25 protein-coding genes are annotated in these 24,074 nt (G+C 60.4%); 14 read left to right on the forward strand and 11 right to left on the reverse strand.

Going from position 1 to position 24,074, the window contains the following annotated elements; all coding sequences use genetic code 11:
* Positions 1-43 precede the first annotated feature (43 nt).
* The 5 genes from glnA (at position 44) to ntrC (ending at position 5,632) form a co-directional block, all read left to right on the forward strand.
* Entirely contained in the window at positions 44-1,450 is a 1,407-nt protein-coding gene (gene glnA / locus ACCD00_RS07900) for a glutamate--ammonia ligase (RefSeq protein WP_413423387.1), read from the forward strand.
* A 300-nt stretch (positions 1,451-1,750) separates the two neighbouring features.
* Complete coding sequence (locus tag ACCD00_RS07905) at positions 1,751-2,266, forward strand: DUF4124 domain-containing protein (RefSeq protein ID WP_413423389.1); 516 nt, start codon at positions 1,751-1,753, stop codon at positions 2,264-2,266.
* Positions 2,263-2,883 (forward strand): DUF4124 domain-containing protein, encoded by a 621-nt coding sequence (locus ACCD00_RS07910; protein ID WP_413423391.1) that lies wholly within the window; start codon positions 2,263-2,265, stop codon positions 2,881-2,883. The genes ACCD00_RS07905 and ACCD00_RS07910 overlap by 4 nt, the downstream gene beginning before the upstream one ends.
* Positions 2,884-3,113: 230 nt before the next feature.
* Complete coding sequence (glnL, locus tag ACCD00_RS07915; RefSeq protein ID WP_008018951.1) at positions 3,114-4,199, forward strand: nitrogen regulation protein NR(II); 1,086 nt, start codon at positions 3,114-3,116, stop codon at positions 4,197-4,199.
* Positions 4,196-5,632, forward strand: coding sequence for a nitrogen regulation protein NR(I) (gene ntrC, locus ACCD00_RS07920; protein ID WP_413423393.1), 1,437 nt, complete (start codon positions 4,196-4,198; stop codon positions 5,630-5,632). Before glnL ends, ntrC begins: the two co-directional genes overlap by 4 nt.
* Before the next feature lie 539 nt (positions 5,633-6,171).
* Here ntrC and ACCD00_RS07925 read toward each other — a convergent pair.
* The gene (locus ACCD00_RS07925; protein WP_413423395.1) at positions 6,172-6,612 is read right to left on the reverse strand and encodes a hypothetical protein; all 441 of its coding nucleotides are present in this window, start codon (positions 6,610-6,612) and stop codon (positions 6,172-6,174) included.
* Here ACCD00_RS07925 and ACCD00_RS07930 point away from each other — a divergent pair.
* Positions 6,611-7,066, forward strand: coding sequence for a tRNA (cytidine(34)-2'-O)-methyltransferase (locus tag ACCD00_RS07930; protein WP_413423397.1), 456 nt, complete (start codon positions 6,611-6,613; stop codon positions 7,064-7,066). The two genes, ACCD00_RS07925 and ACCD00_RS07930, sit on opposite strands and share 2 nt — an antisense overlap.
* A gap of 132 nt (positions 7,067-7,198) precedes the next feature.
* Here the strand turns inward: ACCD00_RS07930 and secB are convergent, their stop codons facing one another.
* The 3 genes from secB to ACCD00_RS07945 are packed head-to-tail and all read right to left on the reverse strand — an operon-like array spanning position 7,199 to position 8,410.
* Positions 7,199-7,684 (reverse strand): protein-export chaperone SecB, encoded by a 486-nt coding sequence (secB, locus tag ACCD00_RS07935; RefSeq protein WP_057397192.1) that lies wholly within the window; start codon positions 7,682-7,684, stop codon positions 7,199-7,201.
* A 56-nt stretch (positions 7,685-7,740) separates the two neighbouring features.
* Positions 7,741-7,995: a glutaredoxin 3 gene (gene grxC, locus ACCD00_RS07940; RefSeq protein ID WP_008018956.1), complete on the reverse strand. Its 255-nt coding sequence runs from the start codon at positions 7,993-7,995 to the stop codon at positions 7,741-7,743.
* Position 7,996: 1 nt separating this feature from the next.
* On the reverse strand, positions 7,997-8,410 hold the full coding sequence (locus ACCD00_RS07945; RefSeq protein WP_007989216.1) for a rhodanese-like domain-containing protein: 414 nt from the start codon (positions 8,408-8,410) through the stop codon (positions 7,997-7,999).
* A 151-nt stretch (positions 8,411-8,561) separates the two neighbouring features.
* Here ACCD00_RS07945 and gpmI point away from each other — a divergent pair, with 151 nt between their 5' ends.
* The 4 genes from gpmI (at position 8,562) to ACCD00_RS07965 (ending at position 13,765) form a co-directional block, all read left to right on the forward strand.
* Positions 8,562-10,091 (forward strand): 2,3-bisphosphoglycerate-independent phosphoglycerate mutase, encoded by a 1,530-nt coding sequence (gene gpmI, locus ACCD00_RS07950; protein WP_413423400.1) that lies wholly within the window; start codon positions 8,562-8,564, stop codon positions 10,089-10,091.
* A gap of 245 nt (positions 10,092-10,336) precedes the next feature.
* A complete protein-coding gene (locus ACCD00_RS07955) occupies positions 10,337-11,632 on the forward strand; it encodes a murein hydrolase activator EnvC family protein (protein ID WP_413423402.1) in 1,296 nt (431 codons plus the stop codon).
* 34 nt (positions 11,633-11,666) lie between these two features.
* Positions 11,667-12,986 carry a S41 family peptidase gene (locus tag ACCD00_RS07960; RefSeq protein WP_413423404.1) on the forward strand — a complete coding sequence of 440 codons (1,320 nt, stop codon included), beginning with the start codon at positions 11,667-11,669 and terminating at the stop codon, positions 12,984-12,986.
* 2 nt (positions 12,987-12,988) lie between these two features.
* Positions 12,989-13,765, forward strand: coding sequence for a divergent polysaccharide deacetylase family protein (locus tag ACCD00_RS07965; RefSeq protein ID WP_413423406.1), 777 nt, complete (start codon positions 12,989-12,991; stop codon positions 13,763-13,765).
* A 144-nt stretch (positions 13,766-13,909) separates the two neighbouring features.
* Here the strand turns inward: ACCD00_RS07965 and ACCD00_RS07970 are convergent, their stop codons facing one another.
* The 7 genes from ACCD00_RS07970 to ACCD00_RS08000 form a co-directional block, all read right to left on the reverse strand.
* The gene (locus ACCD00_RS07970; protein WP_413423408.1) at positions 13,910-14,665 is read right to left on the reverse strand and encodes a substrate-binding periplasmic protein; all 756 of its coding nucleotides are present in this window, start codon (positions 14,663-14,665) and stop codon (positions 13,910-13,912) included.
* 78 nt (positions 14,666-14,743) lie between these two features.
* Complete coding sequence (hisF, locus tag ACCD00_RS07975; RefSeq protein ID WP_007897430.1) at positions 14,744-15,514, reverse strand: imidazole glycerol phosphate synthase subunit HisF; 771 nt, start codon at positions 15,512-15,514, stop codon at positions 14,744-14,746.
* Positions 15,515-15,523: 9 nt separating this feature from the next.
* On the reverse strand, positions 15,524-16,261 hold the full coding sequence (gene hisA / locus ACCD00_RS07980; protein ID WP_413423411.1) for a 1-(5-phosphoribosyl)-5-[(5-phosphoribosylamino)methylideneamino]imidazole-4-carboxamide isomerase: 738 nt from the start codon (positions 16,259-16,261) through the stop codon (positions 15,524-15,526).
* 42 nt (positions 16,262-16,303) lie between these two features.
* Positions 16,304-16,564: a DUF2164 domain-containing protein gene (locus tag ACCD00_RS07985; protein ID WP_413423413.1), complete on the reverse strand. Its 261-nt coding sequence runs from the start codon at positions 16,562-16,564 to the stop codon at positions 16,304-16,306.
* A complete protein-coding gene (hisH, locus tag ACCD00_RS07990; RefSeq protein ID WP_007989198.1) occupies positions 16,565-17,203 on the reverse strand; it encodes an imidazole glycerol phosphate synthase subunit HisH in 639 nt (212 codons plus the stop codon). It abuts the gene before it with no gap.
* Positions 17,203-17,796 carry an imidazoleglycerol-phosphate dehydratase HisB gene (hisB, locus tag ACCD00_RS07995; RefSeq protein WP_003186751.1) on the reverse strand — a complete coding sequence of 198 codons (594 nt, stop codon included), beginning with the start codon at positions 17,794-17,796 and terminating at the stop codon, positions 17,203-17,205. The genes hisH and hisB overlap by 1 nt, the downstream gene beginning before the upstream one ends.
* A 283-nt stretch (positions 17,797-18,079) precedes the next feature.
* On the reverse strand, positions 18,080-19,744 hold the full coding sequence (locus ACCD00_RS08000; protein WP_413423415.1) for an OFA family MFS transporter: 1,665 nt from the start codon (positions 19,742-19,744) through the stop codon (positions 18,080-18,082).
* A gap of 230 nt (positions 19,745-19,974) precedes the next feature.
* On the opposite strand from ACCD00_RS08000, the gene ACCD00_RS08005 reads away from it, so the two are divergent.
* The 4 genes from ACCD00_RS08005 to ACCD00_RS08020 all read left to right on the forward strand — a co-directional run bounded on the left by ACCD00_RS08005 (position 19,975) and on the right by ACCD00_RS08020 (position 24,022).
* Positions 19,975-20,379 (forward strand): acetyl-CoA sensor PanZ family protein, encoded by a 405-nt coding sequence (locus ACCD00_RS08005; protein WP_413423417.1) that lies wholly within the window; start codon positions 19,975-19,977, stop codon positions 20,377-20,379.
* 78 nt (positions 20,380-20,457) lie between these two features.
* Positions 20,458-22,689: an AsmA family protein gene (locus ACCD00_RS08010; protein WP_413423419.1), complete on the forward strand. Its 2,232-nt coding sequence runs from the start codon at positions 20,458-20,460 to the stop codon at positions 22,687-22,689.
* A complete protein-coding gene (gene mutY / locus ACCD00_RS08015) occupies positions 22,686-23,753 on the forward strand; it encodes an A/G-specific adenine glycosylase (RefSeq protein WP_413423421.1) in 1,068 nt (355 codons plus the stop codon). The genes ACCD00_RS08010 and mutY overlap by 4 nt, the downstream gene beginning before the upstream one ends.
* Entirely contained in the window at positions 23,750-24,022 is a 273-nt protein-coding gene (locus ACCD00_RS08020; protein ID WP_413423423.1) for an oxidative damage protection protein, read from the forward strand. Before mutY ends, ACCD00_RS08020 begins: the two co-directional genes overlap by 4 nt.
* Positions 24,023-24,074: the final 52 nt, after the last annotated feature.

A 24,074-nucleotide genomic window follows, 5' to 3' on the forward strand; every position in this document is an offset into this window, starting at 1 on the left:
TTAAGGGCATCCACTACCAGCCCTAATCCACCCGGAGGACACTATGTCGAAGTCGGTTCAACTCATCAAAGATCATGACGTCAAGTGGATTGATCTGCGCTTCACGGACACCAAAGGCACTCAGCACCACGTGACCATGCCGGCTCGCGACGCGCTGGATGACGACTTCTTCGAAGTCGGCAAAATGTTCGACGGTTCCTCCATCGCTGGCTGGAAAGGCATCGAAGCCTCCGACATGATCCTGATGCCGGACGACTCCACTGCCGTACTGGACCCGTTCACTGAAGAGCCGACCCTGATCCTGGTCTGCGACATCATCGAACCTTCGAGCATGCAAGGCTACGACCGCGACCCGCGCGCGATCGCCAAGCGTGCCGAAGAGCACCTGAAAGCCACCGGTATCGGTGACACCGTATTCGCCGGTCCAGAGCCAGAGTTCTTCATCTTCGACCAAGTGAAGTTCAAGTCCGACATTTCCGGCTCCATGTTCAAGATCTACTCTGAACAAGGTTCGTGGATGTCCGACCAGGACGTGGAAGGCGGCAACAAAGGCCACCGTCCAGGCGTCAAAGGCGGCTACTTCCCGGTTCCGCCGTTCGACCACGACCACGAAATCCGTACCTCCATGTGCAACGCACTGGAAGAAATGGGCCTGACCGTCGAAGTTCACCACCACGAAGTGGCAACTGCCGGCCAGAACGAAATCGGCGTCAAGTTCAACACCCTGGTGAAGAAAGCCGACGAAACCCAGACCCTGAAGTACGTCGTGCACAACGTTGCCGATGCCTACGGCCGTACCGCTACCTTCATGCCTAAGCCTCTGTACGGCGACAACGGTTCGGGCATGCACGTTCACATGTCCATCTGGAAAGACGGCAAGAACACCTTCGCTGGCGAAGGTTATGCCGGCCTGTCCGATACCGCCCTGTACTTCATCGGCGGCATCATCAAGCACGGTAAGGCGCTGAACGGCTTCACCAACCCGGCAACCAACTCCTACAAGCGTCTGGTTCCAGGCTTCGAAGCTCCAGTGATGCTGGCCTACTCGGCCCGTAACCGCTCCGCTTCGATCCGCATTCCTTACGTGTCGAGCCCGAAAGCCCGCCGTATCGAAGCGCGTTTCCCGGATCCGGCTGCCAACCCGTACCTGTGCTTCGCTGCACTGCTGATGGCTGGCCTGGACGGCATCCAGAACAAGATCCACCCTGGCGACGCAGCTGACAAAAACCTGTACGACCTGCCGCCTGAAGAGGCCAAAGAGATCCCACAAGTTTGCGGCAGCCTGAAAGAAGCCCTGGAAGAGCTGGACAAAGGTCGTGCGTTCCTGACCAAAGGCGGCGTTTTCAGCGACGACTTCATCGACGCTTACATCGCCCTGAAAAGCGAAGAAGAAATCAAGGTACGTACCTTCGTACACCCACTGGAATACGAGCTGTACTACAGCTGCTGATCCGGTAGCGCCGCGGCACGCGGCGTGACAAAAAAGAGGCCTCCTTCGGGAGGCCTTTTTTGTGCCCGCGATTTAACAACCGCTGAAAATCCCTGTGGGAGCGGGCTTGCTCGCGAAGGCGATGTATCAGTGAACATTGATGGCGACTGACACTCCGAATTCGCGAGCAAGCCCGTTCCCACAGTGGAGTTGTGGCGACCTGGAGAGCTGGGTGAATCCATATCCAATTGTTAACACGCTGGGCCAACCAACATCCCTGACCTATGCTGCAACCCATCGCTTTCGTTTCCGGTCGATTCCATGGGTCGAGGTTTTCTGTTCATTCTGCTGCTGATCGCCCTGCCCGCCGCAGCGCAGATCTACAAATACACGGACGCCAACGGCACCACCGCGTACAGCAATCAACCGCCCGACGGCGTCAACGCTCAACCGATCGAGTTGCCGCCACTCAACAGCGTCGAGCGCCAGCCTACCGGCGAAGCCGCACCTGCCGCTGAAGTCGTTCGTCATGAACAGCCCGGCAAGGCCTATGAAGTGCTGGAGCTGACAGGCCTGCCGACCACCGAAGCCCTACGTGCCAACAACGGCACGTTCACCGTTAACGTACAGATCAAACCGCGCCTGCAAGGCTCCCATCTGTTGCGCCTGCTGCTGGACGGCCAGCCCTACGGCCAGCCAGGTAATGTGCCGACCCTGCAACTGGTGAACATCGATCGCGGCGAACACCGCCTCGCCGTGCAAGTGATCGATGGTGAAAAAGTAGTGCAGCAAAGCCCCGCCACGACCGTCACCGTGCAACGAGTACACGCGCCTTGAAGACCTGGTTGCTGCTCGCCTGCCTCATCGCGCTGCCCGCATCGGCAGAGGTCTTTACTTACGTTGACTCCCAAGGCAATCGGGTTTTCACCGACCAGCCAAAACCCGGTAACGCCAGGCGTGTACCGCTGGCCAAGAGCAATCGAATGGCGGCCACCCCCACCCGTGCAGAACCGTTGATTGCCCAGAGCAGCCCGGAAGCACAAGTGCCGTTCCACTATGAAGTGCTGCGCATCCTGGTCCCGGAGCCCGACGCGACCATCCGCAGCAACGCCGGCGAAGTCATCGTCAGCGCCACCAACGAGCCCGGCCTGCAACCCGGTCACCGCTACCGGTTGCTGCTTGATGGCGAGCCCACTGCTGAACCCGGCCCGAGCCCGGTGTTCCCGTTGAGCAACATCGATCGCGGCAGCCATACCCTGGCCGTGGAAATCCTCGATGAGCAGGGACGCATCGTCGAACGCACCGCCAGCCAACCCTTCCATATGCAGCGCACGTCACTCGCCCAGAAGCGCCAGATCAAACCCTGCGCCCTCGAAGACTACGGCCAGCGGCCGGAATGCCCGCTCAGCGACAAGCCCGCCGAAGAAAAAAATCCTTTCTTGCGACTTTTTTAACATCGTTCAGGTTTGCGCACTATATTGGTGCAATTGCTTGCACCGTACTCACATTCCAACCCATTTTGGTTCGAAACTACCCGCTAAAGCTGGCAAAGCGCCGCGTAAATGAGCGTCAAACGTCCGTTTCAGGCGCTGAACGCTTCTTTTCGGAGCCTTGGTTTGGTTTTTGCATTTTGCCCGTACCAGCGCTGTTTTCTTGCGCATGCTCCGCCCTGAAAGAGGTCCCGATGACCATTAGCGACGCACTCCACCGTTTGCTACTCGATAACCTCACCACCGCCACCATCCTGCTCGACGCCGAACTGCGCCTCGAGTACATGAACCCGGCGGCGGAGATGCTGCTGGCCATCAGCGGCCAGCGCAGCCATGGGCAGTTCATCAGTGAATTGTTTACCGAATCGGCCGAAGCACTGAATTCGTTGCGCCAGGCCGTCGAACAAGCGCACCCGTTCACCAAGCGCGAAGCCATGCTCACCGCCCTCACCGGCCAGACCCTGACCGTTGACTACGCAGTAACGCCGATTCTGAGCAATGGCGACACGATGCTGCTGCTCGAAGTCCACCCTCGTGACCGCTTGCTGCGGATCACCAAGGAAGAAGCACAGCTTTCCAAACAGGAAACCAGCAAAATGCTGGTGCGCGGCCTGGCCCATGAAATCAAGAACCCCTTGGGCGGGATTCGCGGCGCGGCGCAATTGCTGGCCCGGGAACTGCCGGAAGAAAGCCTGCGCGACTACACCAACGTCATCATCGAAGAAGCCGACCGTCTGCGTAACCTGGTGGACCGCATGCTCGGCTCCAACAAGTTGCCATCACTGGCCCTGTGCAATGTCCACGAAGTGCTGGAGCGTGTCTGCCAGCTGGTGGAGGCCGAAAGCCAGGGCTGCATCACTTTGGTGCGCGACTACGACCCAAGCATCCCCGACGTGTTGATCGACCGCGAACAGATGATTCAGGCCGTGCTGAACATCGTGCGCAATGCAATGCAGGCCATCAGCAGCCAGAACGAACTGCGCCTGGGCCGCATCAGCCTGCGCACCCGCACCATGCGCCAGTTCACGATCGGCCACGTGCGCCATCGCCTGGTGACCAAGATCGAGATCATCGACAACGGTCCGGGCATCCCCGCCGAACTTCAGGAAACCATTTTCTTCCCCATGGTCAGCGGTCGTCCGGACGGTACCGGGCTTGGCCTGGCCATTACCCAGAACATCATCAGCCAGCACCAGGGCCTGATCGAATGTGACAGCCACCCCGGCCACACCACTTTCTCGATCTTTCTGCCACTGGAACAAGGAGCCACATCGACATGAGCCGTAGTGAAACCGTGTGGATCGTCGATGACGACCGTTCTATCCGTTGGGTCCTGGAAAAAGCCTTGCAACAGGAAGGCATGACCACACAAAGCTTCGACAGCGCCGATGGCGTGATGAGCCGCCTGGCGCGCCAGCAACCGGACGTGATCATTTCCGACATCCGTATGCCCGGCACCAGCGGCCTGGACCTTCTGGCGCGGATTCGCGAACAACACCCACGGCTGCCAGTGATCATCATGACCGCGCACTCCGATCTGGACAGCGCTGTCGCGTCCTATCAGGGCGGCGCCTTCGAGTACCTGCCCAAGCCGTTCGACGTCGATGAAGCGGTTTCCCTGGTCAAGCGCGCCAACCAGCACGCCCAGGAACAACAAGGCCTGGAAGTCACCCCGACCCTGACCCGCACCCCGGAAATCATCGGTGAAGCACCCGCGATGCAGGAGGTGTTTCGCGCCATCGGCCGCCTGAGCCACTCCAACATCACCGTGCTGATCAACGGCGAATCCGGTACCGGTAAAGAACTGGTGGCCCACGCCCTGCACCGTCACAGCCCGCGGGCAGCTTCGCCGTTCATCGCGCTGAACATGGCGGCGATTCCTAAAGATCTGATGGAATCCGAACTGTTCGGCCATGAAAAAGGTGCGTTCACCGGCGCAGCCAACCTGCGTCGCGGGCGCTTCGAACAGGCGGACGGCGGCACGCTGTTCCTCGATGAAATCGGCGATATGCCGGCCGACACCCAGACCCGCTTGCTTCGCGTACTGGCCGATGGAGAGTTCTACCGCGTTGGCGGTCATGTGCCGGTGAAGGTCGATGTGCGCATCATCGCTGCGACTCACCAGAATCTGGAAACCCTGGTGCATGCCGGGAAATTCCGTGAGGACTTGTTCCATCGCCTCAACGTTATCCGCATCCATATCCCGCGTCTGTCGGATCGTCGAGAAGACATTCCGACCCTGGCCAGGCACTTCCTCAGCCGCGCAGCCCAGGAGCTGGCCGTCGAGCCGAAGCTGCTGAAAAGCGAAACCGAGGAATACCTGAAGAACCTGCCGTGGCCCGGTAACGTGCGGCAACTGGAGAACACCTGCCGCTGGATCACGGTGATGGCTTCGGGTCGCGAAGTGCACATCGGCGACCTGCCGCCGGAGTTGCTGAGCCTGCCGCAGGATTCGGCCCCCGTGACCAACTGGGAACAGGCCCTGCGCCAGTGGGCGGACCAGGCACTGGCCCGCGGTCAGTCGAGCCTGCTCGACAGTGCCGTGCCGGCCTTCGAACGGATCATGATCGAAACCGCGCTCAAACACACCGCCGGTCGCCGCCGCGATGCCGCCGTTTTGCTGGGCTGGGGGCGCAACACCCTGACCCGCAAGATCAAGGAACTGGGGATGAAGGTGGATGGTGGGGATGATGATGAGGGGGATGAGGGCTGAGCACACGATCCTGTGGGAGCGGGCTTGCTCCGGGCGGCGTTCCGACGAAAGCGGTATGTCAGTCGACTTCAATTTTGACTGATACACCGCTTTCGCGAGCAAGCCCGCTCCCACATTTAAGGCCCAGTGCACCGCCTGAAGGCACCGTGAACCGCAATCGTGCACGGCAACCGATCCGAAACCCTGCCCGCGTTCACAATCGAACCCCTATCGAAAAAACACGAAAGCCCCGGATTACGGGGCTTTCGGCGTTTTGAGGCGTAATTTTGTTGTGCAGTTTTAAAACCTGGCACGCCCCCTGCAATAACCCTTTCAGGTGAATCAGTTCACCTGACCGGTTTCGGGGACCTTGGTACAGGCAGGCCGGGGATTCCCCTCTTTACACCGGGCTCACACCGCACTCGCGACGAGCCCAACCGTTTTGGGGCCCTTGATACAGGCAGGTCAGGGGTTCCCTCTTTACACCAGGCTCAAACCGCACTCGCGACGAGCCTCCCGTTTCGGGAACCTTGGTACAGGCAGGCCGGGGATTCCCTCTTTTATTGCTCCCGGAGATGGATCTCCAGCCGCCAGCGGTCGTCGACCTCGCTACCAGCCCACTCGCCCTGCAGGGGCCGGGCCGCGACCAGTGTCAGCAACACCCCCCCATCGCTCAAACGTACCCGCCAGTTCACATCCTTGCCGTCGAGCTTGAGCTGGCCTTTCTGTGCCTTGCCCTCGGCGCCAAACAGCAGCGCGACACTGCCATCAACCATTTCGCCGTGGGTCTTGGGTTCGTTGTTGAACCACACCACCAGCCCGTCGTTCGTCACCTCGACCTGCTGCAACTGGCTGGGGCCTGGTGTGGTCAGGCGACCGATCATCATCCCGACCATCACCCCGACAATCGCCAGCGAGCCCATCACCGGCAGGAATAGTTTCGAACGCACGCCTTCCGGCGGCGTAGAATGCGCGTCATCTTTACCTTCGGAGCCGTGCATGTTTCACGTCATCCTTTTCCAACCAGAAATTCCGCCGAACACCGGCAACGTTATCAGGCTGTGCGCCAACAGTGGCTGCCACCTGCATTTGATCGAACCGCTGGGCTTTGAGATGGACGACAAGCGTCTGCGCCGCGCCGGCCTCGACTACCACGAGTATGCCACCCTGCAACGCCATGCGGACCTGGCCAGCTGCCTGGAAAGCCTGGGCAACCCGCGGGTGTTCGCCTTCACCACCAAAGGCTCGCGTCCGTTCCACAACGCCAGTTTCGTCCCGGGCGATGCATTCCTGTTCGGCCCGGAAAGCCGTGGCCTGCCCGCCGAAGTGCTGGAGGCCCTGCCAGCCGAACAACGCCTGCGCCTGCCGATGCGCGAAGGCTGCCGCAGCCTGAACCTGTCCAATACCGTGGCAGTGGCCGTTTACGAAGCCTGGCGCCAGAACGACTTCAAGTAACAGCGCATAACAAATGTGGGAGCGGGCTTGCTCGCGAAGGGGTCATAACATTCAACATCTTCGTTGACTGTTACACCGCTTTCGCGAGCAAGCCCGCTCCCACATTGGACTTGCTGCGACACTCAGAAATGCTTACTGAACGGTCGGAGTCTCGCCAGCAGCCTGCATGCGTTGCAGCTCTTGTGCGTACAGCGCATCGAAGTTCACCGGAGCCAGCATCAGTGCCGGGAACGAACCACGGGTCACCAGGCTGTCCAGGGTTTCGCGAGCGTACGGGAACAGGATGTTCGGGCAGAACGCACCCAGGGTGTGGCTCATCGAAGCGTCGTCCAGGTTCTTGATCAGGAAGATCCCGGCCTGTTGCACTTCGGCGATGAACGCCACTTCGTCACCGTTTTTCACGGTAACCGACAAGGTCAGCACGACTTCGTGGAAGTCGGCTTCCAGTGTCTTTTGGCGGGTGTTCAGATCCAGAGCGACGCTCGGCTCCCACTGCTGGCGGAAGATCGCCGGGCTTTTCGGAGCTTCGAAGGACAGGTCACGCACATAAATGCGCTGCAAGGAGAATTGCGGTGCAGTTTCTTCTTCGTTCGCAGCAGTGTTCTGTTGGTCAGTCATCGCAGATCCTTCTTGATCCAGGGTTCTTTTAGGTTTGCTTGTTTGGGGTATTGCCGTCAGGCCTTGAGCAGCGCGTCGAGCTTGCCGGCGCGCTCCAGGGCGAACAAATCATCACAACCGCCCACGTGGGTGCTGCCGATCCAGATTTGCGGCACGGACGTACGCCCGGCCTTCTGGGCCATCGCAGCGCGCACCTGCGGCTTGCCATCGACCTTGATCTCTTCGAAGGCCACGCCTTTGTTCTCGAGCAGGTACTTGGCTCGCGAGCAGTAAGGGCAGTAATCGCTGGAATAGACGACGACGCTACTCATATCACTTCACCAGTGGCAGATTGTCGGCTTTCCAGCTGGAGATACCACCGGACAGCTTGGCGGCGGTGAAGCCGGATTTCATCAATTCGCGGGCGTGGGTGCCGGCGGTCTGGCCCATGGCGTCGACCAGGATAATGGTCTTGGCCTTGTGTTTTTCCAGTTCGCCAACGCGGGCGGCCAGTTTGTCCTGGGGAATGTTCACCGCACCGACAATGTGACCGGCGGCGAAATCCTTGCTCGGACGAATGTCGACCACGACGCCCGCGTCCTTGTTGACCAGGCCGGTCAGTTCGCCGGTGCTCAGGCTACGGCCGCCGCCCTGCATTTGATAGGCAATCAGCAACGCCAGCAGTACGACGAAGATACCGACGAGAATGTAGTGGTTAGTGGCGAATTCAATCAGGTGAGCAACCATCGAAGGAGGTTCCAGGGCGTTAAAATGTCGGCCAGTATACACAGCCACTATGGTGGGCCAAACCCCGTCCGGCGGTGACGTGGCCGGAACTTCGCTTTAAACTGCGACTCCCTTTTCCATCGCCCCTTTAACTTAAGCCAGAGCGGATTCCATGACTACCACGCCTAAACCTTTGGTCCTGATGATTCTCGACGGCTTCGGTCACAGCGACAGCCCCGAATCAAACGCCATTTTCGCGGCGAAGAAGCCTGTACTGGACCGCCTGTGGGCCACTGTGCCGAACGGCCTGATCTCGGGCAGCGGCATGGACGTCGGCCTGCCGGATGGCCAGATGGGCAACTCCGAAGTCGGCCACATGAACCTGGGCGCCGGCCGCGTGGTGTATCAGGACTTCACTCGGGTCACCAAATCGATCCGCGACGGCGAGTTCTTCGAGAACCCGACCATCTGCGCCGCAGTGGACAAGGCCGTCGCCGCCGGCAAAGCCGTACATTTCATGGGCCTGCTGTCCGATGGCGGCGTGCATAGCCACCAGGATCACCTGGTCGCCATGGCCGAACTGGCCTTCAAGCGCGGCGCCCGGAACATCTACCTGCACGCCTTCCTCGATGGCCGCGACACTCCGCCGAAAAGCGCGCAATCGTCGATCGAACTGCTCGACGCGACCTTCCAGGCCCTGGGCAAAGGCCGGATCGCCAGCCTGATCGGCCGTTACTACGCCATGGACCGCGACAACCGTTGGGACCGTGTGTCCCAGGCCTACAACCTGATTGTCAACGGCCAGGGCGAATTCAACGCCGCCACCGCTCAGGAAGGCCTGCAAGCAGCCTACGAGCGTGGCGAGAGCGACGAGTTCGTCAAAGCCACCTCCATCGGTGAGCCGGTAAAAGTCGAAGACGGCGATGCCGTGGTGTTCATGAACTTCCGCGCCGACCGCGCCCGCGAGCTGACCCGCGTGTTCGTCGAAGACGATTTCAGTGAGTTCGAGCGTGCCCGCCAGCCGAAACTGGCCGGCTTCGTCATGCTGACCCAATACGCCGCCAGCATCCCTGCCCCGTCGGCTTTCGCCGCCGGCAGCCTGGAGAACGTGCTGGGCGACTACCTGGCGAAAAACGGCAAGACCCAGCTGCGTATCGCCGAAACCGAAAAATACGCCCACGTGACCTTCTTCTTCTCGGGCGGGCGCGAAGAACCGTTCCCGGGCGAAGAACGCATCCTGATTCCGTCGCCGAAAGTCGCCACCTATGACTTGCAGCCGGAAATGAGCGCACCGGAAGTTACCGATCGCATCGTCGACGCCATCGAAAACCAGCGTTACGACGTGATCGTGGTCAACTACGCCAACGGCGACATGGTCGGCCACAGCGGCGTGTTCGAAGCCGCGGTGAAGGCCGTCGAATGCCTGGATCAGTGCGTGGGCCGCATCGTCGAAGCCCTGGAAAAAGTCGGCGGCGAAGCCTTGATCACCGCTGACCACGGTAACGTCGAGCAAATGTCCGACGCCTCCACCGGCCAGGCGCACACTGCACACACCACTGAGCCGGTGCCGTTCATTTATGTCGGCAAGCGCGATCTGAAGGTCCGTGAAGGCGGCGTGCTGGCGGACGTGGCGCCAACCATGCTGAAGTTGCTGGGCTTGGAACAACCGGCGGAAATGACCGGGACTTCGATTCTGGTGTAACCCGGTTATTCAAATCACTGCAAACCCTGTGGGAGCGGCGGTGCGACGATTCGACTTGCTCGCGAAAGCATTGTGCCAGTCGACATCAACGTTGCCTGACACACCGCATTCGCGAGCAAGGCCGCTCCCACATTGGTTTTGCGGTGTTTTTGAGTCCAGTTATCACACAGTCAGAAATGGGCATTTTTTTTGCCGCCCATGGCGGGCATACTAGGCCGTCCCTTTCCCTGGTGCCGCCCGCCCCTATGCTTCGCGTCCTGATAGCCCTAGCTCTGACATGCCTGCTCCAACCGGCCTTTGCTGACGAGCGCGCAGAAACCCAACAACAGTTGGACGCCACGCGTCAGGACATTGCCGAGCTGAAGAAACTGCTGGGTAAACTGCAGGAAGAGAAGTCCGGTGTGCAGAAGGAGCTCAAGGGCACCGAAACCGAAATGGGCAAGCTCGAGAAGCAGGTCGAAGCCCTGCAAAAAGAGCTGAAGAAAAGCGAAGCCGAGCTACAGCGCCTCGACGCAGAGAAAAAAAAACTCCAGAGCGCGCGCACTGAACAGCAACGACTGATCGCCATGCAGGCCCGCGCGGCCTACCAGAACGGTCGCCAGGAATACCTCAAGCTGCTGCTCAACCAGCAAAACCCGGAAAAATTCGCCCGTACCCTCACCTATTACGATTACCTGAGCCAGGCTCGCCTGGAGCAGTTGAAGAGTTTCAACGAAACCCTGCGCCAACTGTCCAATGTCGAGAAAGACATCGCGATGCAGCAGGCGCAATTGCTGGTGCAGCAAAGCAGCCTCGACACCCAGCGCGGCGAACTCGAGAAAGTCCGCCAGGAGCGCCAGCAAGTCCTGGCCAAACTCAATGACGACGTAAAGGCTCGCGATCAGAAACTGGCGGCGCGCGAGCAGGATCAGGCAGACCTGTCTAAAGTCCTTAAAACCATTGAAGAAACTCTGGCCCGCCAGGCCCGTGAGGCAGAAGAAGCGCGGCAAAAAGCGCTGATTGCCCAGCAGGAAGCCGAAAAAAAGCGTTTACGTGAGGCCCAGGCGCTGGCAGACGCCAACGACGACGCCCCACGCAAACCGGTCAAGTCGACTCCCGGCGCACTGGTCTCCAGTTCCGGCGAGACCTTTGGCGGCCCGTTTGCATCAACCCGCGGCAAACTTCCCTGGCCTGTCGATGGTCGACTGCTGGCGCGCTTCGGTGAAAACCGTGGCGATGATGCCCGAACCAAGTGGGATGGCGTGATGATCGGCGCGTCCGCCGGCAGTGCGGTGCATGCCGTACACGGTGGTCGCGTGGTGTTCGCCGACTGGTTGCGCGGCGCCGGGCTGCTGGTGATTCTCGACCACGGCAATGGTTATTTGAGTCTGTACGGTCACAACCAGACGCTGCTCAAGTCTGCGGGTGACGTTGTAAAAGCCGGTGAGCCTATTTCCACTGTCGGTAACAGTGGCGGGCAGGACACACCAGCGCTGTATTTCGCAATTCGTCAGCAGGGTCACCCGAGTGACCCTGCGCAATGGTGCCACGCGCAAGGATAGGCGTTGAGTCACCTACATTAGGAGTTCGTTCGACATGCTGCATTTGTCCCGCCTTACCTCGCTGGCCCTGACGATCGCCCTGGTGATCGGCGCGCCTCTGGCGTTTGCCGCTCAACCAGCCCCGGCGGTTGCGCCTGCGGGCACTGCTGCGACCACCAAGGCGCCACTGCCGCTGGACGAGTTGCGCACTTTTGCCGAGGTGATGGACCGGATCAAGGCCGCTTATGTCGAACCGGTAGACGACAAGACCCTGCTGGAAAACGCCATCAAGGGCATGCTCAGCAACCTCGATCCGCATTCCGCCTACCTTGGCCCTGAAGATTTCGCCGAGCTGCAGGAAAGCACCAGTGGGGAATTCGGCGGCCTGGGTATCGAAGTCGGCGCCGAAGACGGCTTCATCAAGGTGGTGTCGCCAATTGACGACACTCCAGCCTCCAAGGCCGGCATTCAGGCCGGCGACTTCATCGTCAAGATCAACGGCCAGCCCACCCGGGGCCAGAGCATGACCGAAGCCGTCGACAAGATGCGCGGCAAGATCGGCCAGAAAATCACCCTGACCCTGGTGCGCGACGGCGGCACGCCGTTCGACGTGACCCTGGCCCGCGCCGTCATCCAGGTGAAGAGCGTCAAGAGCCAGTTGCTGGAATCGGGCTACGGTTACATCCGCATCACCCAGTTCCAGGTCAAGACCGGTGAAGAGGTTTCCAAGGCCCTGGCCAAGCTGCGCAAAGACAACGGCAAGAAGCTCAAGGGCATCATTCTCGACCTGCGCAACAACCCGGGCGGCGTGTTGCAGGCGGCGGTGGAAGTGGTCGACCACTTCATCACCAAGGGCCTGATCGTTTACACCAAGGGCCGCATCGCCAATTCCGAGCTGCGCTTCTCTGCCACCGGCAAGGACGAAAGCGAAGCCGTGCCAATGGTCGTGCTGATCAACGGCGGCAGCGCCTCGGCTTCGGAAATTGTCGCCGGCGCCCTGCAGGACCAGAAACGCGCCGTGCTGATGGGCACCACCAGTTTCGGTAAAGGTTCGGTGCAAACCGTGCTGCCGCTGAACAATGAACGCGCATTGAAGATCACCACGGCGCTGTATTACACGCCGAACGGCCGCTCCATCCAGGCACAGGGCATCGTCCCGGACATCGAAGTGCGCAAGGCCAAGATCACCAGCGAGCAGGACAGCGACTACTTCAAGGAAGCTGACTTGCAGGGTCACCTGGGCAACGGCAACGGCGGCGCCGACAAACCGACCGGCACCAGTGGCAAAGCCAAACCGATGCCACAGGACGATGACTACCAGTTGGCCCAGGCCCTGAGCCTGCTCAAAGGGCTGAGCATTACATCCGGCCGCTGAGGATGCGCCTGCGGTACGTTCTCGGTCTGCTTTGCTGTCTGGCGGGTGTTGTTCACGCAACGCCCGCCTCGACCACGCCGCAAAAAGCCTACCTGTCCCTGATCATCGATGACCTGGGGCAGAACCTGCCCCGGGATCGCCGCGTGCTGGCCCTGCCCGGCCCGGTGACCACGGCAATCATGCCCGACACGCCCCACGCCACCGAATTCGCCCGCGAAGCCCATCGCGCCGGCAAAATCGTCATTCTGCACATGCCCATGGATCCGGCCACCGGACCGTTCGCCTGGCACCCCGAACTCCCCATCGATGAGCTGGAAAAGCGCCTGAACGCTGCGTTCAAGATGGTCCCGTACACCAGCGGCATCAACAATCACATGGGCAGCCGCATGACCGCACAACCCGCCGCCATGGCCTGGCTGATGGCGGACTTGCAACGACGGCACAAGTTCTTCGTCGACAGTCGCACCAGCGCCCAGACCGTGGCCGCTGCCGAAGCACAGAAGATCGGTCTGGCGAGCGTTTCGCGGGATGTGTTTCTCGATGATGAGCGTACTGAAGCAGCGATCTTCACCCAGCTGCAGACAGCGATAAGCCTCGCGCACAAGCAGGGTTCGGCAGTGATGATCGGGCACCCGTATCCACAGACGCTGGCTGTTTTGGAGCGAGAACTGCCGAAGCTGAAGGCTCAGGGGATCGAGTGGATCGATATCCGGCAGATGATCAGCGTGCGCGGTAATCGGGCGACGGCCGCGCATGGCAAGGATGGCGTATACCGCTAATCCGAAGTACCGCAGAACAAATGTGGGAGTGGCGGTGCGACGATTCGACTTGCTCGCGAAGAGGGCGTGTCAGTCCACATCATTGTTGCCTGATACACCGCTTTCGCGAGCAAGCCCGCTCCCACACCAGTATGTGCAGGATCACTATAGATACTGCGCCATGATCTCGTCCACCCGCCCTTCCTTGCGCATCTGATCCAGCGCCGCCTGGAGCTTGGCCACCGTCTCGTCCGGCACGTCCTTGTTCAGTGCCAGGTACAGTTCGGCACTGTTGAAGCGCAGTACGGTTTTCAATCCGTTAACCCCTTCCTGACGCGCCAGATAGCGCCCGGCCGGATCGCCAGTGGCCCACAGGTCGATCTGACCGTTGACCAGTTTCTTCGCATTGTCCTGATCACGCAGCACGACGATCGGATTGAGCCCCTGCTTGGCCAGCGTCTCGGCGATCGCATCGCCCTTGTAGGCGCCAATCCTGTATTTACGTGCATCGCTCAGGGTTTCGAGGGTGATCTTGCTGTCAGCCTTGGCCAGCATGATCCAGTCGTCCGGGCCGATCGGACCGACCCACTTGAAGAGTTTTTCGCGATCCGGCAACCGTGCCATGACGAATACACCGTAACCAGGTTTTTCCAGGGTGAGTTTGTAGATTCGCTCCCAAGGGAAACGCAGTGTCAGGCTATAGGTTATGTCGGCGCGTTTGAAAATCTCGCGGACGATATCGGTGGCGATGCCATTGATGTTCTCGTCCTGAGCGAAGTTCTTGCCGTTCTTCGCCATGTTGTACGGCGGGAAGTTTTCCGTCAGCAACACCATGTTGGTATCGGGACTGTCTGTTGCGTACGCCCCGGTGGCCAACAAGAGACAAGCACTGGCGAGGGCTAGAAGAAGGCGTCTAAGCATGTCTGGCTACCGAAATCCATGGCGTACCCAAGAGTGCCTTGAGCCCGCCATGATGTCCACTGGCCTGTATCGGTTTGTTTAACGCATCACGATTCCGCGATGAGCCATATAGGCTTTTGCTTCCTGCACGGTGTATTCGCCAAAGTGGAAAATACTCGCCGCCAATACCGCACTGGCGTGGCCTTCAAGGATGCCGTCGGCCAGGTGTTGCAAGTTGCCGACACCGCCGGAGGCGATCACCGGAATGCCCAGCGCATCGCTGATGGCGCGGGTGACACCCAGATCGAAACCGTTTTTCATGCCGTCCTGGTCCATGCTGGTCAGCAGGATCTCACCGGCACCCAAGCCTTCCATCTTCTTCGCCCACTCAACCGCGTCGAGACCGGTTGGTTTGCGACCGCCATGGGTGAAGATTTCCCAGCGCGGGGTTTCACCCGGCCCGGAAACCTTCTTCGCGTCGATGGCAACCACGATGCATTGCGAACCGAAATGCTGCGCGGCTTCGCCGACAAACTCCGGGTTGAACACCGCGGCGGTGTTGATCGAAACCTTGTCCGCGCCGGCATTGAGCAAGTTGCGGATGTCCTGCACGGTGCGTACGCCGCCGCCCACGGTCAGCGGGATGAACACCTGGCTGGCCATGCGCTCTACGGTGTGCAGCGTGGTGTCGCGGCCGTCGACACTGGCAGTGATGTCGAGAAAGGTAATTTCGTCGGCACCCTGCTCGTCGTAGCGACGGGCGATTTCCACCGGGTCACCGGCGTCGCGGATGTTTTCGAATTTCACACCCTTGACCACCCGGCCGTTATCCACGTCCAGGCAAGGGATGATGCGTTTGGCCAGCGCCATGGTCAGTCCTCAGCCTTGGTACGAGTCGCAGAAAGCTTGCGCTTCGGCGACGTCGAGAGTGCCTTCGTAGATCGCCCGGCCGGTGATCGCGCCGATGATGCCCGGCGCCTTGGCGTCGAGCAGCGACTTGATGTCACCCAGGTTGTGAATACCGCCGGAAGCGATCACCGGAATCCTGGTCGCAGCAGCGAGCGCGGCGGTGAACGGTACGTTGCAGCCCTGCATCATGCCGTCTTTGGCGATGTCGGTATAAACGATCGAAGACACGCCGTCGGCTTCAAACTGTTTGGCCAGATCGATAACCTGCACGGTGCTGATTTCAGCCCAGCCATCGGTCGCAACAAAACCGTCCTTCGCGTCGAGGCCAACGATGATCTTGCCCGGGAACGCACGGCAGGCCTCAGCGACGAATGCCGGATCCTTCACCGCCTTGGTGCCGATGATCACGTAGCTCACGCCGGCTTTCACGTAGTGTTCGATAGTTTCCAGGGAACGGATACCGCCGCCGATCTGGATCGGCAGGTTCGGGTAGCACTTGGCGATGGCGGTGACCACTTCGCCGTTGACCGGCTGGCCCTCGAATGCGCCATTCAGGTCGACCAGATGCAGACGACGGCAACCGCCCTCCACCCACTTGGCAGCCATGCTCACCGGGTCATCGGAGAACACTGTGGAATCTTCCATGCGGCCCTGGCGCAGACGTACGCAGGCACCGTCTTTAAGATCGATAGCGGGAATAATCAGCATCTGGCAAACCTTCAAATTTGAATGTTCAGCTTGGCTCGGAAATCAGTTTTTCTCGAGCGCCCACAGGTCGCTTTCGATGCTTTCGAACCTCTCTTTGAGGTGCGCCTGCACATCGAAAATCGCCCTGTTGTAATAGTGCGGAGCAATTTCGCGGGTAAACAGCTCAAGAATTTCGGCCGCTTCGAACGAACCCAGGTCCAGTTCGAAGCGATCCTCCATGAACCGCTTGATCTTGCGATTGGCCTCGCTCTCCTGTTCAGGAGTGAGGGTCAGGATCGGCGGCTTGGTTTTCTTGGCGGCCATTTACCAGCGACCGTCCCACGCGGCGAAGTTCTGCAGCAGCTGCAGGCCATGGGTATGGCTTTTCTCCGGGTGGAACTGCACGGCGAAACGCGAGCCTTCGGCCAGCGCCGCGGCGAAGTCGACACCGTAGTGACCGCCACCCACCACCTGCCGCGCGTTGGCGGCAGCGATGTAGTAGCTGTGCACGAAGTAGAACCGCGCCAGGTCCGGGATGTCGTGCCACAGCGGGTGACTCACCTTCTGCTTCACTTCGTTCCAGCCCATGTGCGGGACTTTCAGGTGTTCACCGTCCTCGACCAGATCCTTGCCGAAGAACTTCACCTGGCCCGGAAACAGACCGATGCAGTCGACGCCGTCGTTCTCTTCGCTGGTGTCGAGCAAGGCTTGCATGCCCACGCAGATACCAAGGAACGGACGGTCCTGGCTGACTTCACGTACCAGCGAATCGAAGCCGAGGCGACGGATCTCCGCCATGCAATCGCGAATGGCACCCACGCCGGGGAAAACCACCCGGTCGGCCTCGCGAATCACGTTCGCATCGCTGGTGATCAGGACCTTGCCGGCACCGACGTGCTCGAGGGCCTTGGCCACCGAGTGCAGGTTGCCCATGCCGTAATCGATAACCGCGACTGTCTGCATTACAGCACGCCCTTGGTCGAAGGCATTTGCCCGGCCATGCGATCATCGAGCTCGACGGCCATGCGCAGGGCACGACCGAAAGCCTTGAACACGGTTTCGATCTGGTGGTGGGTGTTGTGCCCACGCAGATTGTCGATGTGCAAGGTGACGTTGGCGTGGTTGACGAAGCCCTGGAAGAATTCCTGGAACAGGTCGACGTCGAAGCCGCCGACGGTGGCACGGGTGTACGGAACATGCATCTGCAGGCCCGGACGGCCGGAGAAGTCGATCACCACACGCGAGAGTGCTTCATCGAGCGGCACGTAGGCGTGACCGTAGCGACGGATGCCTTTCTTGTCGCCGATGGCTTTGGTGAAAGCCTGGCCGAGGGTGATACCGACGTCTTCCACGGTGTGGTGGTCATCGATATGCAGGTCGCCCTTGCTGACAATATCCAGGTCGATCAGCCCGTGACGGGCGATCTGGTCCAGCATGTGCTCAAGAAAAGGAACACCGATATCAAATCGGGCCTTTCCGGTGCCATCGAGGTTGATCGAGGCTTTGATCTGGGTTTCCAGAGTGTCGCGCTCGACAGACGCCTTACGTTCGGCCATCACCAGCTCCGCAAAATCATTGGGCGAAAAAGGCAACCATTATAGGGGCGCGGGCGCCAAACAGAAACACGAGAGGTGATATGGCTGACGGAATGAATCCGGGGGTGTCGGCGATGTACATGTCCATACAAGCGACCTGGAAAGAACGCAAAACAAATGTGGGAGCGGTGGTGCGGCAATCCGACTTGCTCGCGAAGAGGCCGTCACATTCAACATTTGTGTTGACTGACACACCGCCTTCGCGAGCAAGCCCGCTCCCACAGGTTTTGCATTTACCTTGGTGTCAGTGGAACAGCACTGCTGTTTTTTGCAATGTCACCCACACACCCCACGCCAGCGGAATGCCCACCACCAGCCACGCCGCAACCGCCAGCGGCTTGGTGCCGGCAGCCGCTTTCCACTCCAGCACGGTACTGCTGTCAGCACCCTTGTCATGACCCAGCGCCTGTTCGGCGGCCAGTTCGGCGTCGGTCATGAAGTACTTGTCGGCCACCGGACGCACCAGCAGATTGCACAGGAAACCCAGCACCAGCAGGCCGGCGAGGATGTACAGGGTGATGTCGTATGCCGCTGCGCGCTCGACGCCGATGCTCAATTGATACTCACGCAGGTAGTTCACCAGCACCGGACCCAGCACGCCGGCGGCAGCCCAGGCGGTCAGCAGACGACCGTGGATCGCGCCGACCATTTGCGTACCGAACAGGTCCGCCAGATACGCCGGAACGGTTGCAAAGCCACCGCCATACATCGACAGGATGATGCAGAACGCCGCCACGAACAGCGCGACGCTGCCCAGATGACCAAGGTTCGGAATCAGTCCGTACAGGGCAAAACCCAGGGCGAAGAACACGAAGTAGGTGTTTTTGCGGCCCAGGTAATCCGAGAACGAAGCCCAGAAGAAACGTCCGCCGATGTTGAACAGGCTCAGCAAACCGGTGAAACCGGCAGCGATGGCGGCGATCGAAGCCAGTTGCGAGGCGTCGAGCTGACCGAACGCCAGGTCATTGCCCAGCAATTTGCCCGCGAACACTTCCTGCAACAGCGGCGACGCCATGCCGAGGATACCGATACCGGCGGATACGTTCAGGCACAGCACCAGCCACACCAGACGGAATTGCGGCGTCTTCCAGGCCACATTCACGTGAACATGACGATGAGTGATCATCGCGTTCGAGGCTTTTTTCACCGGGGCGGTCCAGCCTTCGGGCTTCCAGCCGGTTGGCGGAACGCGGTAGGACAGCGCGCCACCGATCATGAACACGAAGTAGATCGCGGCCATCACCAGGAAGCTCTGCCACACGCCGACACTGGTTGGCGAAGCGAAGTGCCCCATCAGAGCCGCCGCCAGCGGAGCGCCGACCATTGCGCCGCCGCCGAAGCCCATGATCGCCATGCCGGTCGCCATGCCGCGCTTGTCCGGAAACCATTTGATCAGGGTCGACACCGGCGAAATGTAGCCCAGGCCCAGGCCGATACCGCCAATGACCCCGGAGCCGATCCACATCAGCCAGATCTGGTGGGTATACACCCCCAGCGCCGAAATCAGCAGGCCGCCGCACCAGCACAGAGCCGATACGACGCCGGCCTTGCGCGGTCCGGCATGTTCCAGCCAGCCACCCCAGATGGCGGCCGAGCAACCGAGGAAGATGAAGAACAGCGTGTAGATCCAGCCGAGCATCGAGATCGGCCAGTCACACTGAGACGAAAAGACTTGTGCGATAAAACTCATGTCTGGCGCGCAGGCTGCCGGAGCGGTGATACCCAGCGCCTTGGACAGCGGCAGCCAGAACACCGAAAAGCCGTAGGCCATGCCGATGCACAAGTGGATGGCCAACGCGGCCGGTGGTACCAGCCAGCGGTTGAAACCGGGCTTGGCGATGATCCGCTCCTTGGACAGGAACGCAGGCTGGCTGGCACTGAAGCCGTCCGCCGTGATGCTCGTAGTCATTGTGTTTCCCCCAATTATCAGTAGGGTTCGCCAGCCATGGTCCACCCCCGGCCTTTATGCACGCAGGCATGACCGTTTTTTTCGGGGGACGCCTTGTTGTGCGACAACAGGTCGCAGAAGGACGGACGAACGGGCAAAGGGTACCATCTGCAAGTGACAGAAAAACCAAACTGACATCACCTTTTGTACGTTATCCGACCTCTTTCACCCATGACCTCACAGGAATCACCATGCCGATCATCGTCGAGTCGCTGAATCAAGCCACGTCCCAGGATCGGCAGGATCTGCAGAAGATCTACCGCGACGCTCCAGAATGGTTGTTCGCCCCGTTTTCCGGGGAAGCGCAGTTGATCGAAGACTGTTTGCGCGACGGCACGCTGATCGCCGGGCGCTTCAATGATCGCCTGCTGGGCGCGGCCCGTTTGCAAAGGCACCAAGAGGCCTGGTACTTGTCACAAATTTGTGTGCGAAAAATTACCCGTCGCCGTGGTGTTGCCGAGCGACTGGTGGCCGAAGCCCGGAAAATGGCCGAGCAATCGGGCGTGACCCTGCGCTTGCTCGCACCTGCCGGGCACCTGGAGGCTCAGGCACTGGCCGCCAAGCTGAAACTGCCGCTGGATGTACTGCCGCAGTGATCGCTGACCGGTCGTCTATCCGGTGGCGCTATACTCCTCGGCTAAATTTTGAATTCGACTATCTACAAGGACTCGCCCATGAAAGCGTTCGGCAAAATCCTGGGTCTGGTACTTCTCGGGCTGTTGCTGATCATTGTGGCGCTGGGCTTTGCCCTGACCCACCTCTTCGATCCCAACGACTACAAAGACGAGATTCGCCAGATTGCCCGCGACAAGGCCCACATCGAGCTGACGCTCAATGGCGATATCGGCTGGAGCCTGTTCCCGTGGCTGGGCCTGGAGCTGCACGACGCCAGTGTCGCGACCATGGTCAAACCGACCGAACCGTACGCCGATTTGCAGATGCTCGGCCTGTCGGTGCGCGTCCTGCCGCTGCTGCGCCGTGAAGTGCAGATGAGCGACGTGCGCGTCGAAGGCCTGAACCTGCGCCTGAACCGCGACAAGGATGGTCACGGCAACTGGGAGGACATCGGCAAGGTGCCTGCTACGGCCAAGACCGACGCCACCAGCACCCCGCCAGCCGCTATCGAACCTGCGCCCGAAGCCAGCGTCGTGGCGGAAAAACCGCCTCAGCCGATCCGTCTGGACATCGACAGCCTGACCGTGAACAACGCACGGGTTGAATACACCGACGAACGAACCGGCAAGAGCTTCAGCGCCGAAAGCATTCAGTTGAGCACCGGCGCGGTTCACGACTCCGTCAACATTCCGCTCAAGCTCACGGCTTTCCTGTCAGCCAACCAGCCGGCACTGCGGGTTCGCACCGAGCTCAATGGTGAGGTGCGTATCGCACGTGCACTGCAGCGTTATCAGTTCGAAGACATGAAGTTGTCCGGTGAAGTGACCGGCGATCCGCTGCAAGGCAAGACCATGACGTTCTCCGCCCAGGGCCAGCTGGTGCTGGACAAGGCCGCCAACGTGGCCGAGTGGACCGGTATCAAGATCTCCGCCAACCAACTGCGGGCACTGGGTGAACTGAAGGTCAACGACCTCGACAAGACCCCACAGGTCAGCGGCGGCATCTCGATTGCCCAGTTCGACCTGGCGAAATTCGTCGAAAGCATCGGCCAGAAACTCCCGGCCATGGCCGAAGGCAGCCTGAGCAAAGTCGAGCTGGTCAGCCGATTGGCAGCGACACCGACCAGCCTGGCGCTCGACAACCTCAACCTGAAAGTCGACGACAGCACCTTCAGCGGCCGCATTGCCGTCGAAGACTTCGCCAAGCAATCGCTGCGCGCTGTGCTCAAGGCCGACACCTTCAACGTCGATCGTTACCTGCCGCCAAAATCCGCCGAGGCCAATAGCGCCACGCAGGTACGCCAGGCCGAAGTCGCCAGCACCGAAGCCGATGCCCTGGCTGGCGCGGGCAGTACACCACTGCCACCCGCGCCGACCAAGGACGCGTGGAGCAGCGAGCGTCTGTTGCCAGTGGAACGCTTGAGCAAGCTCGATGTGGACGCCGACCTGACCTTCGGCCAGTTGACCCTGAAAAAACTGCCGATCCATAACGCTACGCTCAAGGCCACCGGCCAGGGCGGCCTGCTGACGCTGGCCAACCTGCGCGGCGATCTGTACGAGGGCAACTTCGAAACCGCTGGCACGCTCGATGTGCGCCAGCCAGTGCCGGCGCTGAACCTGCAGACGAAGATCAGCCGGGTACCGGCAGAAAAAATCCTCGAAAGCCAGGGCAAGAACCCGCCGGTCAAAGGCCTGGTCACGCTCAACAGCAGCCTGAGCGGCAATGGCAACAGCCAGAAAGCGCTGATCGAAACCCTCAATGGCAACGCCAGTATCGTCATCAACAATGGCATGCTGCTCAATGCCAACCTTGAGCAACAGCTGTGCAAAGGCATCGCCACGCTCAACCGCAAAACCCTCAGCGGCGAGCCGCGGGGCAAGGACACACCGTTCCAGGAACTCAAGGGCAACCTGACCTTCCGTAATGGCGTGGCCAGCAACCCGGACCTGAAAGTGCGCATCCCGGGCATGGCCGTCAACGGTAACGGTGACATCGATCTGCGAGTGCTGGGCATGGACTACCGCGTCGGCATCATCGTCGAAGGTGATACGAGCGCCATGCCAGACCCGGCCTGTCAGGTCGGCGACAAGTTTGTCGGTATCGAGTGGCCACTGCGCTGCCGCGGCCCGCTGGAGCTGGGCGCCAAGGCTTGCCGCGTGGATAACGAACGCATGAGCCAGGTCGCGACCAAGGTGGCTGGCGACAGGATCAGCGAAAAAATCGAGGAAAAATGGGGCGACAAAGTCGACCCGAAACTGAAAGACGCACTCAAGGAACTGTTCAAGCGATGAGAGCCGAGCAGTTTTCAACGGCGGTGCTGGACTGGTTCGACCGCCACGGCCGTCACGATTTGCCCTGGCAGCAGGACATCAACCCATATCGGGTATGGGTCTCGGAAATCATGTTGCAGCAGACCCAGGTCAGCACCGTGCTGAACTACTTCGACCGCTTCATGGCCTCGCTGCCAACGGTCGAAGCCCTGGCAGCGGCACCGGAAGACGAAGTGCTGCACCTGTGGACGGGCCTGGGTTACTACACCCGCGCGCGCAATTTGCAGAAGACCGCGAAAATCGTCGTCGAGCAGTACGGCGGCGAATTTCCCCGGGACGTGGAAAAGCTCACTGACCTGCCGGGCATCGGCCTGTCCACCGCTGGTGCGATTGCCAGCATCAGCATGGGGCTGCGCGCGCCGATCCTCGACGGCAACGTCAAACGGGTGCTGGCGCGCTTTACCGCGCAGGAGGGCTACCCCGGCGAGCCGAAGGTCGCGAAACAGCTCTGGGCCAACGCTGAGCGCTTCACACCGCACGACCGGGTCAACGCCTACACCCAGGCGATGATGGACCTCGGCGCCACGCTCTGCACCCGCAGCAAACCGAGCTGCCTGCTGTGTCCGCTGAAAAAGGGCTGTGAGGCGCACATGCTTGGCCTGGAGACCCGCTACCCGATCCCCAAGCCGCGTAAGGCCATCCCGCAGAAGCGCACGCTGATGCCGATGCTCGCCAACGCCGAGGGCGCCATTCTGCTTTACCGTCGCCCCTCCACGGGCCTGTGGGGCGGCTTGTGGAGCCTGCCGGAACTCGACGACCTCGACGATCTGCAGCACCTGGCATCGCAGCATTCGCTGGAACTGGGCACCCAACAGGCGTTGCCGAGCCTGGTGCACACCTTCAGCCATTTTCAGTTATCCATCGAACCCTGGCTGGTTCAGGTCCAGCAGACCGGCCATCACGTGGCCGAGGCCGACTGGCTCTGGTATAACCTCGCCACCCCGCCGCGCCTGGGTCTTGCCGCCCCGGTCAAGACCTTGCTCGAACGCGCGGCCGCCGTATTGAACGCAGGAGAGTCGTCATGACCCGCACCATCATGTGCCGCAAGTACAAAGAAGAATTGCCTGCCCTGGAGCGCGCACCGTTCCCGGGTGCCAAAGGCCAGGACATTTTTGACCACGTCTCGGCCAAGGCCTGGGCAGATTGGCAAAAGCACCAGACCCTGCTGATCAACGAAAAACGCCTGAACATGATGAACGCCGAAGATCGCAAATATCTGCAGGGCGAGATGGACAAGTACTTCTCCGGCGAGGATTACGCCAAGGCCGAAGGCTACGTTCCACCTGCTCAATAATTGATCAAAATCCGGGGTCGGCACGTAAGCAACGGTAATAATTAAATATTTT

It is taken from the genome of Pseudomonas sp. Pseusp3, from assembly GCF_047304225.1.
Classification (GTDB): domain Bacteria; phylum Pseudomonadota; class Gammaproteobacteria; order Pseudomonadales; family Pseudomonadaceae; genus Aquipseudomonas; species Aquipseudomonas fluorescens_CD.

What these genes read in the sequence shown, in the direction of transcription:
- glnA (WP_413423387.1), top strand. Translation starts at nt 44, where the DNA reads ATGTCGAAGTCGGTTCAACTCATCAAAGATCATGACGTCAAGTGGATT.
- ACCD00_RS07905 (WP_413423389.1), top strand. Translation starts at nt 1,751, where the DNA reads ATGGGTCGAGGTTTTCTGTTCATTCTGCTGCTGATCGCCCTGCCCGCC.
- glnL (WP_008018951.1), top strand. Translation starts at nt 3,114, where the DNA reads ATGACCATTAGCGACGCACTCCACCGTTTGCTACTCGATAACCTCACC.
- ntrC (WP_413423393.1), top strand. Translation starts at nt 4,196, where the DNA reads ATGAGCCGTAGTGAAACCGTGTGGATCGTCGATGACGACCGTTCTATC.
- ACCD00_RS07930 (WP_413423397.1), top strand. Translation starts at nt 6,611, where the DNA reads ATGTTTCACGTCATCCTTTTCCAACCAGAAATTCCGCCGAACACCGGC.
- ACCD00_RS07925 (WP_413423395.1), bottom strand. Translation starts at nt 6,612, where the DNA reads ATGCACGGCTCCGAAGGTAAAGATGACGCGCATTCTACGCCGCCGGAA.
- secB (WP_057397192.1), bottom strand. Translation starts at nt 7,684, where the DNA reads ATGACTGACCAACAGAACACTGCTGCGAACGAAGAAGAAACTGCACCG.
- grxC (WP_008018956.1), bottom strand. Translation starts at nt 7,995, where the DNA reads ATGAGTAGCGTCGTCGTCTATTCCAGCGATTACTGCCCTTACTGCTCG.
- ACCD00_RS07945 (WP_007989216.1), bottom strand. Translation starts at nt 8,410, where the DNA reads ATGGTTGCTCACCTGATTGAATTCGCCACTAACCACTACATTCTCGTC.
- gpmI (WP_413423400.1), top strand. Translation starts at nt 8,562, where the DNA reads ATGACTACCACGCCTAAACCTTTGGTCCTGATGATTCTCGACGGCTTC.
- ACCD00_RS07955 (WP_413423402.1), top strand. Translation starts at nt 10,337, where the DNA reads ATGCTTCGCGTCCTGATAGCCCTAGCTCTGACATGCCTGCTCCAACCG.
- ACCD00_RS07960 (WP_413423404.1), top strand. Translation starts at nt 11,667, where the DNA reads ATGCTGCATTTGTCCCGCCTTACCTCGCTGGCCCTGACGATCGCCCTG.
- ACCD00_RS07965 (WP_413423406.1), top strand. Translation starts at nt 12,989, where the DNA reads ATGCGCCTGCGGTACGTTCTCGGTCTGCTTTGCTGTCTGGCGGGTGTT.
- ACCD00_RS07970 (WP_413423408.1), bottom strand. Translation starts at nt 14,665, where the DNA reads ATGCTTAGACGCCTTCTTCTAGCCCTCGCCAGTGCTTGTCTCTTGTTG.
- hisF (WP_007897430.1), bottom strand. Translation starts at nt 15,514, where the DNA reads ATGGCGCTGGCCAAACGCATCATCCCTTGCCTGGACGTGGATAACGGC.
- hisA (WP_413423411.1), bottom strand. Translation starts at nt 16,261, where the DNA reads ATGCTGATTATTCCCGCTATCGATCTTAAAGACGGTGCCTGCGTACGT.
- ACCD00_RS07985 (WP_413423413.1), bottom strand. Translation starts at nt 16,564, where the DNA reads ATGGCCGCCAAGAAAACCAAGCCGCCGATCCTGACCCTCACTCCTGAA.
- hisH (WP_007989198.1), bottom strand. Translation starts at nt 17,203, where the DNA reads ATGCAGACAGTCGCGGTTATCGATTACGGCATGGGCAACCTGCACTCG.
- hisB (WP_003186751.1), bottom strand. Translation starts at nt 17,796, where the DNA reads ATGGCCGAACGTAAGGCGTCTGTCGAGCGCGACACTCTGGAAACCCAG.
- ACCD00_RS08000 (WP_413423415.1), bottom strand. Translation starts at nt 19,744, where the DNA reads ATGACTACGAGCATCACGGCGGACGGCTTCAGTGCCAGCCAGCCTGCG.
- ACCD00_RS08005 (WP_413423417.1), top strand. Translation starts at nt 19,975, where the DNA reads ATGCCGATCATCGTCGAGTCGCTGAATCAAGCCACGTCCCAGGATCGG.
- ACCD00_RS08010 (WP_413423419.1), top strand. Translation starts at nt 20,458, where the DNA reads ATGAAAGCGTTCGGCAAAATCCTGGGTCTGGTACTTCTCGGGCTGTTG.
- mutY (WP_413423421.1), top strand. Translation starts at nt 22,686, where the DNA reads ATGAGAGCCGAGCAGTTTTCAACGGCGGTGCTGGACTGGTTCGACCGC.
- ACCD00_RS08020 (WP_413423423.1), top strand. Translation starts at nt 23,750, where the DNA reads ATGACCCGCACCATCATGTGCCGCAAGTACAAAGAAGAATTGCCTGCC.